This is a genomic window from Gluconobacter sp. OJA, from assembly GCF_039638325.1.
Taxonomy (GTDB): Bacteria; Pseudomonadota; Alphaproteobacteria; order Acetobacterales; family Acetobacteraceae; genus Gluconobacter; species Gluconobacter cerinus.
On record NZ_JBDIWI010000001.1, the window covers coordinates 2,251,965 to 2,268,090 of the forward strand.

Consider the following 16,126-nt stretch of genomic DNA (forward strand, 5'->3'; position numbering starts at 1 on the left):
CGAATGTCCTTTACCTTTGCAAGCTGGAACATCAATTCCGTCCGCGCCCGCGCGCATCTCGTTCAGGACTGGCTGGAGCGTTATCCGGAGTGCGACCTGCTCTGCCTTCAGGAAATCAAATGTGAGGACAGCCAGTTCCCGGCGGTTTTCAAGGACGCAGGCTATCACGTCGCCACGACAGGCCAGAAAGCTTACAATGGCGTAGCGTTCATTGGCCGCCGCCCATTTGACGTTACAACGCACACCCTGCCCGGCTTCGATGACCCCACTGCTCGTTATATTGAATGTGAGCTTGATGGTCTGACGATTGGTAACCTCTACCTTCCCAACGGAAACTCCGGCGGAGAAGATGGCTACAGCAAAAAACTCGCGTTCTTTGAGGCTCTGGCGGTCCGGGGGAAAGAGTTTCTGGAAAGCGAAAAGTCATTCGCCTTCATCGGAGATTATAACGTCTGCCCCACAGATGAAGATCTCGCGCCCAAGGCTCTGTCGCCTACTGATGCGCTTGTGCGACCGAAAACCCGCGCAGCCTTCCACCGCCTGCAATGGCTTGGTCTGACAGACGCTCTACGCGCTATTCACCCAACGGGTCGTCACTACACCTTCTGGGACTATCAGGCCGCCGCATTCCAACGGAACTCAGGTCTGCGCATTGACCACGCCCTGCTCTCCCCACGCGTCGCCGAACGGCTTGTCTCGTTCACGATCGACCGTGACGAGCGTTCGGCTGAAAAAGCTTCAGACCATGTCCCGGTAATTGTAACCCTCCGATAAGCCACAAAAAAAGCCGCTCCCTTTCAAGGAGCGGCTTTTCCGTTTTAACCCCGCGGTGAGTATGGCGGCGGCCTATGTGCTTGCACCCGGGCCAAATGGCCTGGCACCCACTGATAGCCATTTCCGACCCATTTCCACTGCCCTGGAATCCACTGCATCGTCCGTGCATGCGGTGGAATTCTCTCGTTGGGGGGATGTGGCGGAGGGGGCGGCGTCTGGCGATATGGCCCCTGATAAGGAACGAACTGGGCATGGGCCGTGCCACTAATGGGTGGCAAAGCCATAGCTCCGACAAAAAGCGCCGACACGGCGAGCAAGCCCGACAGATGTTTCAACATAACGTCTCACTCCTTTTACAAAAGGCGCTGCGTAGGAGTGCACCTTGCTGCCCTCACAAGGCAGTGATCAGGCGGAGTTGTGGCGGAAAAAAGATTCTCTGCTGCGCTCTGTAACAATTCTCTCGCTGCCCCTAGATCATGGCTCCGCCTTCTGAAGACCGTCAACAATTTTAGTTACAAAATCTGCCATGGCTCGCACTTTGGCACTGACCATTCGTCCCGCGGGAAATAGCAGCCAGAGTTCTACCGCCTCCAAAGACCAGTCAGGCAGACACCGTTGCACATGTCCGGCTGCCAGCTCCGGTGCGAACATCCAGTCTGCCGCAATGGTCATGCCCTGCCCCGAAAGAACAGCAGCCCGAATTCCCTCCGCTGCACTCAGACGAAGTCCGGACCGTAGCGAAACCTCCTGACTGTCATTGTCCCTCGTAAAAGCGGCTCGGAGCTGTCGGCCCTGTGCATAGAGAACCATCTGATGGTTTTCCAAATCTGCCGGGACTGATGGTACAGCGAATTTTTCAAGATATGCTGGGCTTGCCATCACAGATCGGCGCCCGCGCGCCAGACGTCGGCCAATCACGGCTGTATCTTCAGGACGGCCAATCCTGACGGCCATGTCGATCCCTTCCGAAATCAGGTCTACGCGCCGGTCATCCATTTGAACGTCAAGCTCGAGCCCGGGATATCGTGCGGTGAACTGCCCAAGCTGTGGCACCAGATGGATACGCCCGAATGTGGTGGGAATGGCGATCCGCAAGCGCCCTGACAGTTCCTTGCCGCTTCCCCGGGCCAGACTGTCCGCTTCTCTGGCATCTTCGATAATTCTGGCTGCACGCTCGTAGTAGCGCTGCCCGGCATCCGTTGGGGTGAGACCGTGCGTGGACCGTAAGAGAAGCGCTGTGCCCAAATGGGCCTCAAGCTGTGCGATGACTTTGGAAACCGATGGCTGACCGACGTTCAGCAGACGGGCAGCCCCTGAAAAAGATCCGACCTCCACCACCTTTACAAACACCGTCATGGCTTGAAGACGATCCATATTTATTCCCTTTAAGAATAATAAATATCTGAAAAACCAATCTACGCATATTATCAGAGAATAACCATTCTGGCTGTCACAGGACGCATCCATACCGGACATCCTTTTTAGACAACGGAACACCATCAGCATGACGACGCTTCTCTTCACACCACGCTTCGTCGGTCCCACGCGACTGAGCCATCGGGTTGTTATGGCACCACTCACCCGTATGCGGTCCAGTGAGGGTAACCTGCCGAATGATCTGATGCGCACCTATTACAGCCAACGCGCAACGGAAGGCGGCCTGCTGATTTCTGAGGCATCGCCCGTCTCCCTCACCGGATATGGTTTTGAACGCGCGGCCGGAATTTACGATGACAGCCAGATTCCGGGATGGAAGCACATCACGGACGCCGTTCATGCCAAAGGCAGCAGAATGGTTCTTCAGCTCTGGCATGTTGGCCGTCAGTCAGCACGCATCCTTCAGCCGGGCGGTGTTGCCCCCGTTGCCCCTTCAGCCATTCGCGCCGATGGAGACGCCTGGACGCTCACGGGGACGGTGCCCTACGACATGCCACGCGCGCTTGATCGGGATGAAATTCCCGGGATCATCAAGGATTACGAACAGGCTGCCGAACGCGCACTGAAAGCCGGATTTGATGGCGTGGAAATCCATGGTGCGAATGGATATCTGCCAGATCAGTTTCTTCAGGATGGCAGCAACACCCGCACAGACGATTATGGCGGCTCGCTCGAAAATCGCGCCCGTTTCCTGCTGGATGTGACTCAGGCTGCAATGACCGTATGGGGGCCGGACCGGGTTGGCGTGCGGGTAACCCCGAGCGGGCGTTATGGAACCATGGCAGACAGCAACCGCCCGGCAACGTTCCGCTATGTGGCTTCTGAACTGGATCGTCTGGGCGCTGGGTATCTCCATGTGGTGCAACCACGCATCGGGGGCGATGCAGAACCGGACCCTGTAGATGCCGGGACGCTTCGGCAGGTCTTTTCCCGCACCATCATTGCGGCTGGGGGATTTGACCGACAAAGCGCCGAAGCCCTGCTGGCTTCTGGACAGGCGGATCTGATCGCCTTTGGTCGCTCATTCCTCGCAAACCCGGATCTGGTCGAGCGTTTGCGTCAGAACTGGCCTCTGAATTCCTATGATCGCTCCACCTTCTATGGCGGCGATGCACGGGGATATACGGATTATCCATTTTACGCTGACGCAGCACAGCGTTGAGCAAAAAAAGACCCCGACCTGTGTCTGGCCGGGGTCTTTCTGATCAGGATTGCAGAAAAGACAGCAGATCCGCGTTCAGTTGATCTCCATGGGTGACCGCAAAACCGTGCGGCGCACCGGCATAGACCTTGAGAACCGCTCCCGGAACCAGTTTTGCCGTCAGGGCGCTTGTGGCCTCAAAAGGCACGATCTGGTCATCATCTCCATGAATAATCAGGGTCGGAACGGTGATCTGCTTCATGTCTTCCCGATAATCCAGCCCGGAGAATGCCTTGACGCACTCGATCGTGCTCCGCAAGGATGCCTGAAGAGCAATCTGCTGCGTCTGCCCCAGAACACCGTCAGAAATCTTCGCGCCATGATTGATCCCGTAAAAGGGCACCGCAAAGTCTTTCAGGAACTGGGCCCGATCTTTTACCAAGCCTTCGATGATGCCATCGAAAACAGCGGCCTCGACACCTTCGGGATGATCGTTCAGCTTCATGAAAACAGGCGTGACAGCCCCCAGAAGCACCAGCTTCGCAACGCGGTCACTGCCATGGCACGTCAGATACCGGGTGACATCCCCGCCCCCCATCGAGAAGCCGACCAGCGTCACATCTCTCAGGTCCAGGGTTTCGATCAGTTCTGCAATATCATCAGCAAAACGATCATAGGTATTGCCATCCCAGGGCTGGCTTGACCGCCCGAACCCGCGCCGGTCAAAGGCAATCACACGGTAGCCGTTCTGTGCCAGAAACAGCATCTGTGAGTCCCACATGTCTGAACTTAGCGGCCAGCCATGGCTGAACAGAACGGGCTTTCCGGTGCCCCAGTCCTTGAAATAAATCTCTGCCCCGTCGGATGTCGTAAATCTGGCCATGAGTGTGCTCCGTTAAGAGGTCAGGAAAGCATCGGCTCCCCCGGAAACCTTGCTCTTACGATAAGCTCTGCTCGTCATGCTCAATATAGACATCATGGAATAGTAAGATTTCCATTCATCACTGATGCCACGCGGCACCCGTGTAGAAAAACCGCCCTAACCCCACCGTGAAAATGAGACATCCGTAGAGGCTGTGCTCAAAGCAGGTCAGGGTGAGCGAACGATGCCGACTGTAATCGCTCGCAAACAGCGCTCCCCCTATGAGCGTCATGCCAACGGCAATCCAGTTCAGAAACAGAATATGCGCAAAGCCGAATGCCACGGCACTGGCCGCGATCGTCACAGGCGCGATACGGAAAAGAGCGCCGTATCGCGAGAACAAAAACGCCCGGTACAGAACCTCCTGCGGCCAGACGGACAGAATGGGATAAAGCACCATGACCAGCAGCCAGAACAGCGGCTTTTGTCTCGGCAGGCTGAGGAATACGTCTGGCCAGACCCACCATGTCAGCAGAACGATCAGTGGAGCGAGTGCGACAAAGCGCAGCGAAATTCTGCGCACTTCTCCCGGAAAATCATGAACCTCTGACTTCTGATGCCTGAGAGACAGGAACGCCAGAAGCGCTGCAATCCAGAGCAGGCCAAACAACAGCCCGGCCCGACGGACGAACAGAATGAGCAAAGGGCCACCGCCGTAAAGCGTCAGAAACTCAGCTCCCAGATACAGGCGCCTTCTAAAAGGGACGGTCGGGCGAACCGGCATAGACAACACACCTTCCAAATTTCAACCGGACGGGCAGACTATCATGATGCTCTTGAGTTTTTTGGGGCGCAGACAAAAGAAAAGCCGATACCCCTTCAGGAGTACCGGCTTTTTCAGACGTCAGGCTCGAATACGTTACTTCGTGACAGCTGGCTTTGGCTTCGGCAGATCCAGCGCCAGATGCAGCTCCTTCAGACGGGCTGGCTCGACCGGGGCCGGCGCTTCCATCATCAGGTCTTCGCCGCTCTGGTTCAGCGGGAAAAGAATGACTTCACGGATGTTCGGCTCATCAGCCAGCAGCATCACGATACGGTCCACACCCGGAGCGGCACCACCATGCGGCGGAGCGCCGTAGCGGAAGGCATTCAGCATGCCGCCAAAGCGCTCTTCCACAACTTCCGGGCCGTAGCCTGCGATCTCGAACGCGCGCAGCATGACTTCCGGCAGATGGTTCCGGATTGCGCCGGACGACAGTTCCACGCCGTTGCAGACGATGTCGTACTGATAGGCGTTGATCGTCAGCGGGTCCTGCGTGTTCAGCGCGTCCAGACCCCCTTGCGGCATGGAGAACGGGTTGTGGGAGAAGTCCACCTTGCCCGTCTCTTCGTTGAGCTCGAACATCGGGAAGTCCACAACCCAGCAGAAGCGGAACGCGTTCTTCTCGATCAGGTCCAGCTCTGTCGCCACCTTGGTGCGAACAACGCCGGAGAACTTGGCAACTTCGTCACCCTTTCCAGCAGCGAAGAACACAGCATCACCAGCCTTCAGACCACAGATCTCACGGATACTCTCGACGCGCTCAGCTTCAAGGTTCTTGGCAATCGGGCCCTTGCCGCCTTCTGCCTCAAAAATGATGTAGCCCAGACCACCTGCGCCGCTCTCACGGGCCCAGGTGTTCAGCTTGTCAAAGAAACCACGCGGACGATCACCTGCACCCGGTGCCGGGATCGCACGGATCTGACCGCCGGAAGCTGCAATCTTGGCGAACAGGCCGAAACCGGAATCGCGGAAGGCTTCCGTGACGTCCTTGATGATCAGCGGGTTTCGCAGATCCGGCTTGTCGGAGCCGTAATCGCGCATGGCATCAGCATACGGAATCCGCGGGAATGCGCCGTCCGTGATCTTCCAGCCTTCCGGCGTGAACTCATTGAACACCCCAGCCAGAACCGGCTCCAGAACTGTGAAGACGTCTTCCTGCGTGACGAAGGACATCTCGAAGTCGAGCTGATAGAACTCGCCAGGGCTACGATCAGCTCGTGAGGCTTCATCGCGGAAGCACGGAGCAATCTGGAAGTAGCGGTCAAAACCCGCGACCATCGCAAGTTGTTTGAACTGCTGCGGAGCCTGCGGAAGCGCGTAGAACTTACCCGGATGCAGACGCGCCGGCACGAGGAAGTCACGTGCACCTTCCGGAGAAGACGCCGTCAGGATGGGGGTCTGGAACTCGGTGAAGCCCTGCTCGATCATGCGCTGACGCAGGCTGGTGATGACCCGGCTGCGCAGCAGGATGTTCTGGTGCATCTTCTCGCGACGCAAATCAATGTAGCGATACTTCAGGCGCAGTTCTTCAGGATAATTCTCCTGACCGGCCACCTGAAATGGCAGAACAGCCGCGTTGGAACGGACTTCCAGCTCTTCGGCAAGAACTTCGATGTCACCCGTCGGCAGGTTCGGGTTCCGCTGGGAACCCTGACGGACCACAACCTTGCCGGTAACGGTAATGACGCTCTCAACGCGAAGGCGCTCGGCCTTTTCCAGCAGGTCCGTGCCAGCAGGGATAACAACCTGTGTCACGCCATAATGGTCACGCAGATCGATGAACAGCAGGCCACCATGGTCGCGCTTGCTGTGCACCCAGCCGGACAGGCGGACGGTCTGTCCGGCGTCCTGTTCACGCAGGGCGCTACAGTCATGGGTGCGGTATGGATGCATGTCGGGCCTCTTCAACGTCCTGGCGGATAAGTGGGCGCAGGAAGCCGGGACGGCCCGCTCATGTCAAGCTTCGTGCGCGGTTCAGACCTTTTCCTGCACAAAACCTTCGAAATCGACGGTGGCTCTGGCCATGTCATACGCATGACCCGCGCCCGCCAACGCAACAGGCTTTCCGTCCTTAAGATAGGTCGCAAGGAAGCTGAAGCCCTTGATATCCCCTTCAAGGCTGACGTTATCGAAGCTCTCACCCCAACCTAGCAGCTCGATCTTCTTGCCAAACTGCTGCGTCCAGAACCATGGCGTCGGCATATGGCTGGTCTCGTGTCCCATCATGGCCATTGCGGCGATCCGTCCCTGCACCTGCGCATGACGCCAATGCTCGATTCGCCGTGGTTTCCCCTCATGCAGGATCGCGGACGCATCCCCTGCTGCGTAAACACCTGGCGCTCCCCGCATCAGATGATCGACAATGATCGCGCCGTCCTCATCCCGGTCCAGGCCTTGCACAAATCCGGTTGCAGGCGTCACGCCGATGCCGGCCAGAATGAAAGATGCTGGCAGCTTCATGCCATCTTCCAACTCCACGCCTTCGGCCTTTTTCTCTCCGTAAATTTTCACGACTTTTGCGTCGGAAATGAACGCCACGCCATTTTCTTCATGTAACTGGCGCAGACGCGTTCCAATCTCTCGACCAAAGTGTTTTTCCATCGGAACATCTGTGGAAGCGATGATAGTCACTCCCACACCGCGCTGTCGCAGGCAGGAAGCCACTTCCAGGCCTATGAAACTCGCACCGATGATCGTTACGGCCTGATCCGGGTCAATAACCCGGGCAATGTCTTCTGCATCCTGCTCCCTGTGCAGCGTAAAGACGCGCTTCAGGTCTGCGCCAGGAATGTCCAGGCGCTTGGACCGCGCGCCCGTTGCGATCAGAACATGATCGCCAGACACGCTCGTTCCGTCTGATAATTCAGCCGTCTTGGTCGCGGGATCGAAGGTCTGGATGGTTGCATGCTTCAGACCAATACGGTGCTGGCCATAAAAAGATTCGCTTCGCAGCGAAGGAGCGTGCGCTTTCTCCGGCTCGCTCAGCAGTACGGTCTTACTCAAGGCCGTCCGGTCATATGGACGGTGCTTTTCTTCCGTCACCATCGTGATTTTCCCGGCAAATCCCTCCTGACGGAGCGTCACCGCTGCCATCAGGCCTGCTGCACCGGCGCCAAGGATCAGGACGGTTTCATCCTCCTGACGCGCTGATGGCACATCCCGCTTCATGGGGCTGGTGCCGACCAACACACGACCGTCAACAATTTCCACCGGATACCGTGGCAGGGGCTCAAGAGCGAGCGGCTCTACGAGACTGCCGTCAACGGCATCGAAAACCGCCTTATGCCAAGGACAGACTAACACGCTGCCTTTTTCAGTCTTGCAAAACGCGCCCTGCTCCATCGGCGCTTCCTTATGGGGGCACTTGCCACCCAAGGCATGCACCTCCTCGCCGTCCTTCACCAGAACGACCGAAGTCCCCTCAATGGAAAAAGAGGCAATCTGTCCCTCTTCCAGATCCTTGAAGGCCACTAGGTCGCGAAAATCATTGGTGCTCATCGGACAGCCCCTGAAAATAGTGGAAAATCTCGTTACAGAAACAAACGCAGCATAGGCATTTGGGTTGGCAAACAGCAAAAAACCCGCCGGGACAACGCCCGGCGGGTTTTCTGGATAGAAGCTCTATCAGGCGTAACACGCTGCGCCTTCAGAACATGTCGTCGAAGCCACCACCGTCTCCGCCACCGCCGAAGTCTCCTCCGCCGCCGCCAAAATCGGAATCTGTGAAGCCGCCGCCTGCATCCGTGCCTGCACCACCGAACGGATCGGAGCCAGCATCACCATAGTTGTTGTTGATGATGGTTTCTCCGCCGCCACCAAAAGCACCGGCGTCCCCACCGGAATGATGATCGCTGAACAGACCTTCAAGCGCGTTCGCTGCCATCATGCCGCCAGCTACACCCGCAGCCGTCGTCAGAGCGGAGCCGAGGAAGCCCGATCCACCGCGCTGGAACATGCCCGGCTGATATCCAGGCGGATAGCCGTACTGCTGCTGCGGCTGGAAGTTCGGCGGAGGCATGGCGCCACCTTGCGCTCCCCAGCCCGGAGGCGGAGCAGAAGCCTGCTGGCGGTTGTTGTTGCCACCGCCGAACAAACCACCGAAGAGTCCGCCACTTCCGGAAGGGCGGCTCTGCTGAGCCTGCTGAAGCTGCTGTTGCGCCTGCTGAAGCTGAAATTCCAGCTGACGGATACGGTTCTGCGCCTGAGCAAGCGCTGCTTCCTGCACAACCGCCATCTGCGTCACGCGATAACGGGCTTCCGGATATTTCTGGAAGTTATCAGCAATGAAGCGATCAGCTTCAGGGTCGATTGGCGGAAGAGCTGGCATCTGCTGCTGGCTGAAGCCACCTCCCTGCTGCGCACCGCCAACACGGCCGATAAAGCGGGAAATGACTTCGCGTTCTTCGTTGTTCATCGTCTTTGATCCTTCCAGACGAAGAAGTTACGTTCTCCCCCATCATATGAGGCACCAGCGCTCAATCGACAAGGGATCGACCTGCAGCTCCATCAGGCCTGTTACTAAATTAGAAGTAACGCACCTGACTGCTTCCAAGGCTCACGACGACCTGCATATCATGCAGTCAAACACAGTGTCTGATCTTTAGTTTCATGCTGGGGCTGCCCGGGCCTTTCCAGCCATTCCCGTGTCATAGCGATTCGTCCATTTGACGAGGACATCCGCGATGTCACGGCTGCCTCCAAGCCGACAGCAAGCCACGTCGAATCATGTGATGGCCAGAGCTTTGCCCTGACCGAAATTGCTGCGGATGTATATTCGACCTTCTCCACCCTTGCGGCTCAGACAGGAGACATGCCTTCGTGCTGAAAGTAACAACCGGAATAAGCGCCAGCTCTGACGGTAAAGCGGCGTTTGATAAGGCTGGCAGCGAATTTTCAACGATCTAGCAGTCCAATAGCCCCGCTCACTTCCGGTTATGGACCTCAGGCTGTAAGGTAACCGCCAATTTTGCCAACCGGAGCCTATTGAATTGTCTGCGACCCGGCCGCTCAGCTTTCAGGACCTGATCCTGCGCCTTCATCAATTCTGGTCTGAAAAGGGCTGTGCTATCCTGCAGCCCTATGACACAGAAGTCGGAGCCGGAACGCTCTCCCCTCATACGACCCTGCGCGCTCTGGGCTCGAAGCCATGGGCTGCGGCCTATGTGCAGCCCTGCCGCCGCCCGTCGGACGGTCGTTACGGCCAGAACCCGAACCGTCTCCAGCACTATTATCAGTATCAGGTGCTGCTGAAGCCAACCCCGGAAGAGAGCCAGAATCTGCTTCTGGAGAGCTATCGCGCCATCGGGATTGATCCCGAAAAGCACGATATCCGATTCGTGGAAGACGACTGGGAAAACCCGACGATCGGCGCCTGGGGTCTGGGTTGGGAAGTCTGGTGTGATGGCATGGAAGTCACGCAGTTCACCTATTTCCAGCAGGTCGGCGGTATTCCGACCGTCATGCCTTCCACCGAACTGACTTACGGTCTGGAACGGCTGGCCATGTATGTTCAGGGCGTCGAGAACGTTTACGACCTGGACTTTAACGGCAAGGGCCTGAACTACGGTGACGTGTTCCTCCGTGCCGAGCGTGATTATTCCCGTCACAACTTCGAACTGGCTGACACGCAGATGCTACTCACGCATTTCAACGATGCGGAGAAAGAGTCCATCCGTCTGGCAGAAGCTGGCGTCGCACAGCCTGCATTCGATCAGTGCCTGAAGGCTTCCCATTATTTCAATCTTCTGGATGCCCGCGGCGTGATTTCCGTCTCTGAACGCGCATCCTATATCGGACGCGTCCGGACGCTGGCGAAAGCCTCGTGTGAAGCGTGGCTTTCTGGCGAGGAGGAGACGTTCAATGGCTGAACTGTTGCTTGAACTGTTCTGCGAGGAAATCCCGGCTGGCATGCAGCCCAAGGCTGCAAGCGAACTCGGCACCCTTCTGACCAAAGCACTCGATGGCCTTAACCCGTCCGGTATTCAGACGTTCTACGGTACCCGCCGCATCGCGACCGTCCTGAACGTCGATGCCGAAATCCCGGCTCGTACCGTCTCCGAACGTGGCCCTCGCGAAGGCGCACCGGAAAAGGCTTTGGAAGGCTTTACCCGCAAACATGGCGTAACGGCTGACGAACTCACGCTGGAAAACGGCTTCTGGGTTCTCAACAAGCAGCTTGATCCCGTGAGCGCGGAAAGCCGCGTGGCTGAAGCTGTGCCAGACCTTCTGTGGAAGTTCCCCTGGGCCAAGTCCATGCGCTGGGGTGCAGGCTCGAACTTCTCATGGGTCCGCCCGCTCCGTCGCATCACCTGCCTTCTTGATGGCAAGGTCGTTCCCTTCTCGCTCGCCCGCGATGACGACGATGCTCACGGCCTGAAGTCCTCCAACCTGTCCGAAGGCCATCGCTTTCTGGCGCCCGGCGGATTTGAAGTCCGTTCGGCAGATCAATGGCTGGAAGAGCTGGAAACACGCTCCGTCATCGTGGACGCGGACAAGCGCCGCGACATGATCCGTACCGGTGTTCACCGTCTGGCTGAACAGCAGGGCATTACGGTTGTGGAAGATGAAGGACTGGTCGATGAAGTCGCCGGTCTGGTCGAATATCCGGTTCCACTTCTGGGCCGCATCGACGACGCATTCATGGACCTGCCTGCCGAAGTCATGCAGGTTTCGATGCGCATCAATCAACGCTATTTCGCCCTGCGCAATGCAGACGGCAAAGCCGCGCCGTTCTTCGCCTTCGTCGCTAACCTGCCGTTCAAGGATGGCGGCAAGCTGACGATCGCCGGAAACGAGCGCGTTCTGCGTGCCCGTTTCGCCGATGCCCGCCACTTCTGGGATCTGGATCGCAAAACAAAGCTCGCGGACCGCGTGGCAGCCCTCGATGCCGTGACCTTCCATGCGAAGCTGGGAACGCAGGGCGAGCGCGCCAAGCGGATTTCCGACCTCGCCGGAACTGTCGCTTCTGCCATGGGCCTGAGCGGAGAGCAGATCGAACAGGCAAAGCGCGCAGGCCTGCTGTCTAAAGCTGATCTGACGACCGGTATGGTCGGCGAATTCCCGGAACTTCAGGGCGTCATGGGCGGCTATTACGCAGCACATGATGGCGAAGGCGACGCCGTTTCAAAGGCTGTGGCCGAGCATTACATGCCGCGCGGCCAGTCCGACGATACGGCAAAAGCGCCTGTCTCGATTGCCGTGGCCCTTGCGGATCGTCTGGATCTGCTGGCTGGCTTCTTTGCCATTGGCGAGACGCCAACCGGCTCCGGAGATCCGTACGGCCTGCGTCGTGCGGCACTGGGCGTAATCCGCACTATTCGTGACAACGGCCTGCGCCTGGATCTGACGGACCTCTTTGCCAAGGCGGCAAATGGTCGCGCCGGCGGAGAACTCGCCAAACTGCCGGACTTCATGGCAGACCGTCTGCGCGTTCAGCTTCGCAGTGAAGGCGAGCGCCACGACGTTCTGGCTGCCACCCTGGCAGGCGGTCTGGATGGCGATCTTGTGCGCCTTCTGGCCCGCACTTCGGCGCTGTCTGACATGATCCAGACGGAAGACGGCAAGAACCTTCTCGCCGCAGCCAAGCGCGCAGCTAACATTCTGCGCATCGAAGACAAGAAAGACGGTCCTCACAAGGGAACGCCGGATGCGTCTCTTTACGCGCAGGACGAAGAACGCGCTCTGGCAGACGGCCTGAACAGCGCTGTGCCTGCAATCGAGACAGCCCTGAAAGACGAGCGTTTCACCGATGCCATGCAGGCCATTGCGGCCCTGCGGCCGACGCTGGACCGCTTTTTCGATGCTGTTACCGTCAACGCTCCGGAAGCCGACATTCGCGCCAACCGTCTGAAGCTTCTGGCGACTTTCCGCACGACCACAGCCCTGATCGCCGATTTCGGTCAGATCGAGGGCTGAACCTGATGGGAGCGTGGTGGTCCGGCCCAGTCGCCACGTTCCTCAACACGGACCCGGATCGTATTGGAGAGCGCCTCGCCCACGAAGCCGGGCGCAGGCGCTTCTCCAGCGAACCCCAGCAACTCCGTGCCTGGGCCACCCAACTTGATCTTCTCCGCACCACGCTAACCGCTCTGCCGCAAACGGCAGGCTGGCAAATCCTGTTCGAATTCCCCATTCCTCGTCTGGGCGGCCGGATCGACACCGTCCTCATTTCCCCGGATGTGACGTTTGTCCTGGAATTCAAGGTTGGTGCGTCTCAATTCGACGCCGCGGCTCTCGCCCAGACCGAAGGTTACGCGCTAGACCTTCAGGACTTTCACGCGGGCAGCCGACGTCACCCGATTATCCCCATTCTGATTGCAACAGAAGCCGCACAACCTGCGCAAACATCGCCGCTCCTTTTAGGATCTGGCGTCACGCCAGTTCTGAAGTGCAATGCACCAAACCTGACGGAGCTTTTGTCGGATCTCGCACGCCGGACATTACACTCCGTAGCACCCATACGACCGGAAGACTGGGAACAGGCGCCCTACAATCCCGTCCCAAGCATCGTCGAAGCGGCTCGCCTCATTTATTCCACGCACAGCGTCGCAGATATTCACACAGCGAGAGCAGACGCGACCAATCTGACCCTGACGTCTGACCGTATTACGGAACTCCTTGAATCCGCGCGGAGACAGCACCGGAAAACAATCCTTTTTGTCTCTGGCATTCCTGGCGCAGGGAAAACGCTTTGCGGCCTAAAAGCTGCGTTCGGCACCGCGGAGCCCGACAACTCAGCGACATTCCTCACCGGCAACCCAACGCTCGTCCATGTTCTGCGTGAAGCCCTGACCCGTGACGCCGTGGCACAGGGTCAGAAACGCGCAGCCGTAGAACAGCGCATGGAATCCACCATTCAGTCCCTGACCAAATTCCGGGATTACTATGTCGGACGGCCAGTCGAATGTCCGCCAGAACGGATCATGGTCATCGACGAAGCCCAGCGTTCTTGGAACACCGATCAGGCTATTCGCAAAAGTGCACAGCGGCCTGTTCGCCTGACGCAGTCTGAACCCGCGCATCTCCTCGACATCATGCACCGGCATGACGGATTTGCCGCCATCATCTGCCTTATCGGACAAGGGCAGGAAATTCATGACGGTGAAGGCGGAATGGCCTGCTGGGGAGACGCTTTGGCGAGCCGCCCTGAATGGCAGATCCACGCATCACCGGATGTCGTCAGTTCTACGCGTGGCCTCACCACCTTGCCCCCATCCCTTCCGGTTCAAAAAGAGCCCTCTCTGCACCTCACAGTGCCGGTTCGCTCCCTTCGGGACACTGCAACACCCCAATAGGTGAATGCCGTACTGGAGGGAGATGTCTCTCTCGCCCGCAATATTGCGGAGAACGCCAGTCTTCCATTCCGCCTGACACGAAGTCTTCCGGAGCTACGCAAAGCCCTGCGAGAACGAGCCCGCCTGACCTATCGCTGCGGTTTGATTGCCAGCTCTCAAGCCAAACGATTACGTGCGGAGGGCCTCGGTGCAGAACTGGCTCACATGGACTCCAATGCGGTCGCTCAATGGTTTTTGAACCGCTGGGTTCCTGACAAAGACGTCCGGGCTTCCGATGCGCTGGAAACCGTCGCCACTCAATTTGCCATTCAAGGTCTGGAACTGGATTTTGTCGGCCTTTGCTGGGATGGAGATCTCATCCGTACTGGGTATCCGCAACGTTGGCAGCCCCGGCGCTTTAGCGGGACCGCATGGCAGACCGTTAAATCCTCGGAAAAAGCCCTCTGGTCCCTCAATACCTATCGCGTGCTGCTGACCCGCGCGCGGTATGAGACCATCATTTGGGTGCCGGAAGGTAATCCTAATGATCCGACGCGCTGCCCTGACACACTAAATGGCATTGCTGACTTCCTTCTGGCGTGTGGCATTGAACCACTAAAGCAGCCGGAAACTCGCCGCACGATCGAAAACTGCCTTCTAGACGTATGAGTGGATAGAAGGCTCTTGCGTCTCCCAAACGTGACTGCCTTTAGCGCACAAGATCGGCCATATCTGAGTAACGTCATTCACGCTCCTCAGATGAAAGAGGCACAGCCATGCCCGGCATTTCCGCCCCTCAGACGACCGAAGCTCTGGTTATTCATGAAAAGGGTGATCTGCGTTTAGAGACTGTTACCGTCCCACCGCTCAAGGCGGGTCAGGTACTGATACGCCCAGCCTGGGGCGGGATCTGCGGGTCGGACATGCATTATTTCCTGCATGGCGGGGCCGGAGCTTCCGTTCTGCGAGAGCCGATGATTCTTGGCCACGAGGTTTCCGGAATTGTGGAAGCTGTCAGCCCGGACGAAACACGTTTCAGGATCGGGGACGCTGTCGCCATCCATCCGGCTCACCCGTGTGGGCACTGCCCTGAATGCGAACGTGGGGCGAAGCACCTGTGTCGAAACATGCGCTTTTTTGGCAGTGCCGCGTTTCTGCCCCATACGGATGGCGGTTTCCGGCGCGAGATGGTCGTCGAAACATCGCAGCTTTATCCCCTGCCATCGGGGCTGGACGTGAAACGTGCCAGCCTTGCCGAGCCTTTCTCGGTCGCGCTCCATGCCATCTCTCGCGCTGGCGATGTTAAGGGCAAACGCATCCTGGTTCAGGGAGCAGGCCCGATTGGCGCCCTGATTATTGCCGGACTTAAAGTGGCTGGGGCTGCAGAGATCGTAGCAACCGACTTGCAAGACTTTGCACTGGATATCGCCATCAAACTGGGGGCAACAGCCACAGTGAACACCGGCCGGGACAGCCACGATCGGGAATACGAAATCGTCTTTGAGGCCACGGGAGTCATACCTGCCCTCCCGACTGCAATCGCTCGTACACAGAAAGGCGGTATTCTCGTCCAGGTTGGGATTTTCCCACCGGGCGACGTGCCTGCTCCCTTAGGGCAGATTATTGCGCGCGAGATCGATTACCGAGGGACATTCCGCTTCGATGAAGAGTTCGCAGAGGCACTGAAGATCCTTGCGGATAATCCATGGATTGCCGACGGTCTCATCACCCACAGCTTTCCGCTGGCTCATTACAAAGACGCTTTTGACGCCTCGCTGGACCGTAAAAGCTCTTCCAAGGTTCTCCTAGAATTGTAA

General features: G+C 57.9%; 11 protein-coding genes and 1 pseudogene. 6 read left to right on the forward strand and 6 right to left on the reverse strand.

The window, feature by feature from the left end; translation table 11 throughout:
• Nucleotides 1-3 precede the first annotated feature (3 nt).
• On the forward strand, nt 4-774 hold the full coding sequence (gene xth / locus ABDK75_RS10225) for an exodeoxyribonuclease III (protein WP_346005788.1): 771 nt from the start codon (nt 4-6) through the stop codon (nt 772-774).
• 474 nt (nt 775-1,248) lie between these two features.
• On the opposite strand, the gene ABDK75_RS10230 is transcribed toward xth, so the two are convergent.
• Nucleotides 1,249-2,148 (reverse strand): LysR family transcriptional regulator, encoded by a 900-nt coding sequence (locus ABDK75_RS10230; protein ID WP_346005789.1) that lies wholly within the window; start codon nt 2,146-2,148, stop codon nt 1,249-1,251.
• Between the two features lie 130 nt (nt 2,149-2,278).
• On the opposite strand from ABDK75_RS10230, the gene ABDK75_RS10235 reads away from it, so the two are divergent.
• A complete protein-coding gene (locus ABDK75_RS10235; RefSeq protein ID WP_346005790.1) occupies nt 2,279-3,373 on the forward strand; it encodes an alkene reductase in 1,095 nt (364 codons plus the stop codon).
• A 43-nt stretch (nt 3,374-3,416) separates the two neighbouring features.
• Here ABDK75_RS10235 and ABDK75_RS10240 read toward each other — a convergent pair whose 3' ends face one another.
• The 5 genes from ABDK75_RS10240 to ABDK75_RS10260 all read right to left on the reverse strand — a co-directional run bounded on the left by ABDK75_RS10240 (nt 3,417) and on the right by ABDK75_RS10260 (nt 9,451).
• A complete protein-coding gene (locus ABDK75_RS10240) occupies nt 3,417-4,235 on the reverse strand; it encodes an alpha/beta hydrolase (protein ID WP_346005791.1) in 819 nt (272 codons plus the stop codon).
• A 118-nt stretch (nt 4,236-4,353) separates the two neighbouring features.
• Nucleotides 4,354-4,998, reverse strand: coding sequence for a CPBP family intramembrane glutamic endopeptidase (locus ABDK75_RS10245; protein WP_346005792.1), 645 nt, complete (start codon nt 4,996-4,998; stop codon nt 4,354-4,356).
• 135 nt (nt 4,999-5,133) lie between these two features.
• On the reverse strand, nt 5,134-6,930 hold the full coding sequence (gene aspS, locus ABDK75_RS10250) for an aspartate--tRNA ligase (protein WP_211497852.1): 1,797 nt from the start codon (nt 6,928-6,930) through the stop codon (nt 5,134-5,136).
• 81 nt (nt 6,931-7,011) lie between these two features.
• Complete coding sequence (locus tag ABDK75_RS10255; RefSeq protein WP_346005793.1) at nt 7,012-8,535, reverse strand: FAD-dependent oxidoreductase; 1,524 nt, start codon at nt 8,533-8,535, stop codon at nt 7,012-7,014.
• A 148-nt stretch (nt 8,536-8,683) separates the two neighbouring features.
• A complete protein-coding gene (locus ABDK75_RS10260) occupies nt 8,684-9,451 on the reverse strand; it encodes a DUF2076 domain-containing protein (RefSeq protein WP_046899725.1) in 768 nt (255 codons plus the stop codon).
• Nucleotides 9,452-10,025: 574 nt separating this feature from the next.
• Between ABDK75_RS10260 and ABDK75_RS10265 the strand changes: the two genes are divergently transcribed.
• From ABDK75_RS10265 to ABDK75_RS10280, 4 genes and pseudogenes are all read left to right on the forward strand, one after another.
• Entirely contained in the window at nt 10,026-10,904 is an 879-nt protein-coding gene (locus ABDK75_RS10265; RefSeq protein WP_346005794.1) for a glycine--tRNA ligase subunit alpha, read from the forward strand.
• Nucleotides 10,897-12,951, forward strand: coding sequence for a glycine--tRNA ligase subunit beta (glyS, locus tag ABDK75_RS10270; protein WP_346005795.1), 2,055 nt, complete (start codon nt 10,897-10,899; stop codon nt 12,949-12,951). The genes ABDK75_RS10265 and glyS overlap by 8 nt, the downstream gene beginning before the upstream one ends.
• 5 nt (nt 12,952-12,956) lie before the next feature.
• Nucleotides 12,957-14,978, forward strand: a pseudogene (locus tag ABDK75_RS10275) (DUF2075 domain-containing protein).
• Nucleotides 14,979-15,085: 107 nt separating this feature from the next.
• Nucleotides 15,086-16,126 (forward strand): L-idonate 5-dehydrogenase, encoded by a 1,041-nt coding sequence (locus tag ABDK75_RS10280; protein WP_346005796.1) that lies wholly within the window; start codon nt 15,086-15,088, stop codon nt 16,124-16,126.

What these genes read in the sequence shown, in the direction of transcription:
- aspS (WP_211497852.1), bottom strand. Translation starts at nt 6,930, where the DNA reads ATGCATCCATACCGCACCCATGACTGTAGCGCCCTGCGTGAACAGGAC.
- ABDK75_RS10235 (WP_346005790.1), top strand. Translation starts at nt 2,279, where the DNA reads ATGACGACGCTTCTCTTCACACCACGCTTCGTCGGTCCCACGCGACTG.
- ABDK75_RS10260 (WP_046899725.1), bottom strand. Translation starts at nt 9,451, where the DNA reads ATGAACAACGAAGAACGCGAAGTCATTTCCCGCTTTATCGGCCGTGTT.
- ABDK75_RS10230 (WP_346005789.1), bottom strand. Translation starts at nt 2,148, where the DNA reads ATGGATCGTCTTCAAGCCATGACGGTGTTTGTAAAGGTGGTGGAGGTC.
- ABDK75_RS10245 (WP_346005792.1), bottom strand. Translation starts at nt 4,998, where the DNA reads ATGCCGGTTCGCCCGACCGTCCCTTTTAGAAGGCGCCTGTATCTGGGA.
- ABDK75_RS10240 (WP_346005791.1), bottom strand. Translation starts at nt 4,235, where the DNA reads ATGGCCAGATTTACGACATCCGACGGGGCAGAGATTTATTTCAAGGAC.
- ABDK75_RS10280 (WP_346005796.1), top strand. Translation starts at nt 15,086, where the DNA reads ATGCCCGGCATTTCCGCCCCTCAGACGACCGAAGCTCTGGTTATTCAT.
- xth (WP_346005788.1), top strand. Translation starts at nt 4, where the DNA reads ATGTCCTTTACCTTTGCAAGCTGGAACATCAATTCCGTCCGCGCCCGC.
- ABDK75_RS10255 (WP_346005793.1), bottom strand. Translation starts at nt 8,535, where the DNA reads ATGAGCACCAATGATTTTCGCGACCTAGTGGCCTTCAAGGATCTGGAA.
- glyS (WP_346005795.1), top strand. Translation starts at nt 10,897, where the DNA reads ATGGCTGAACTGTTGCTTGAACTGTTCTGCGAGGAAATCCCGGCTGGC.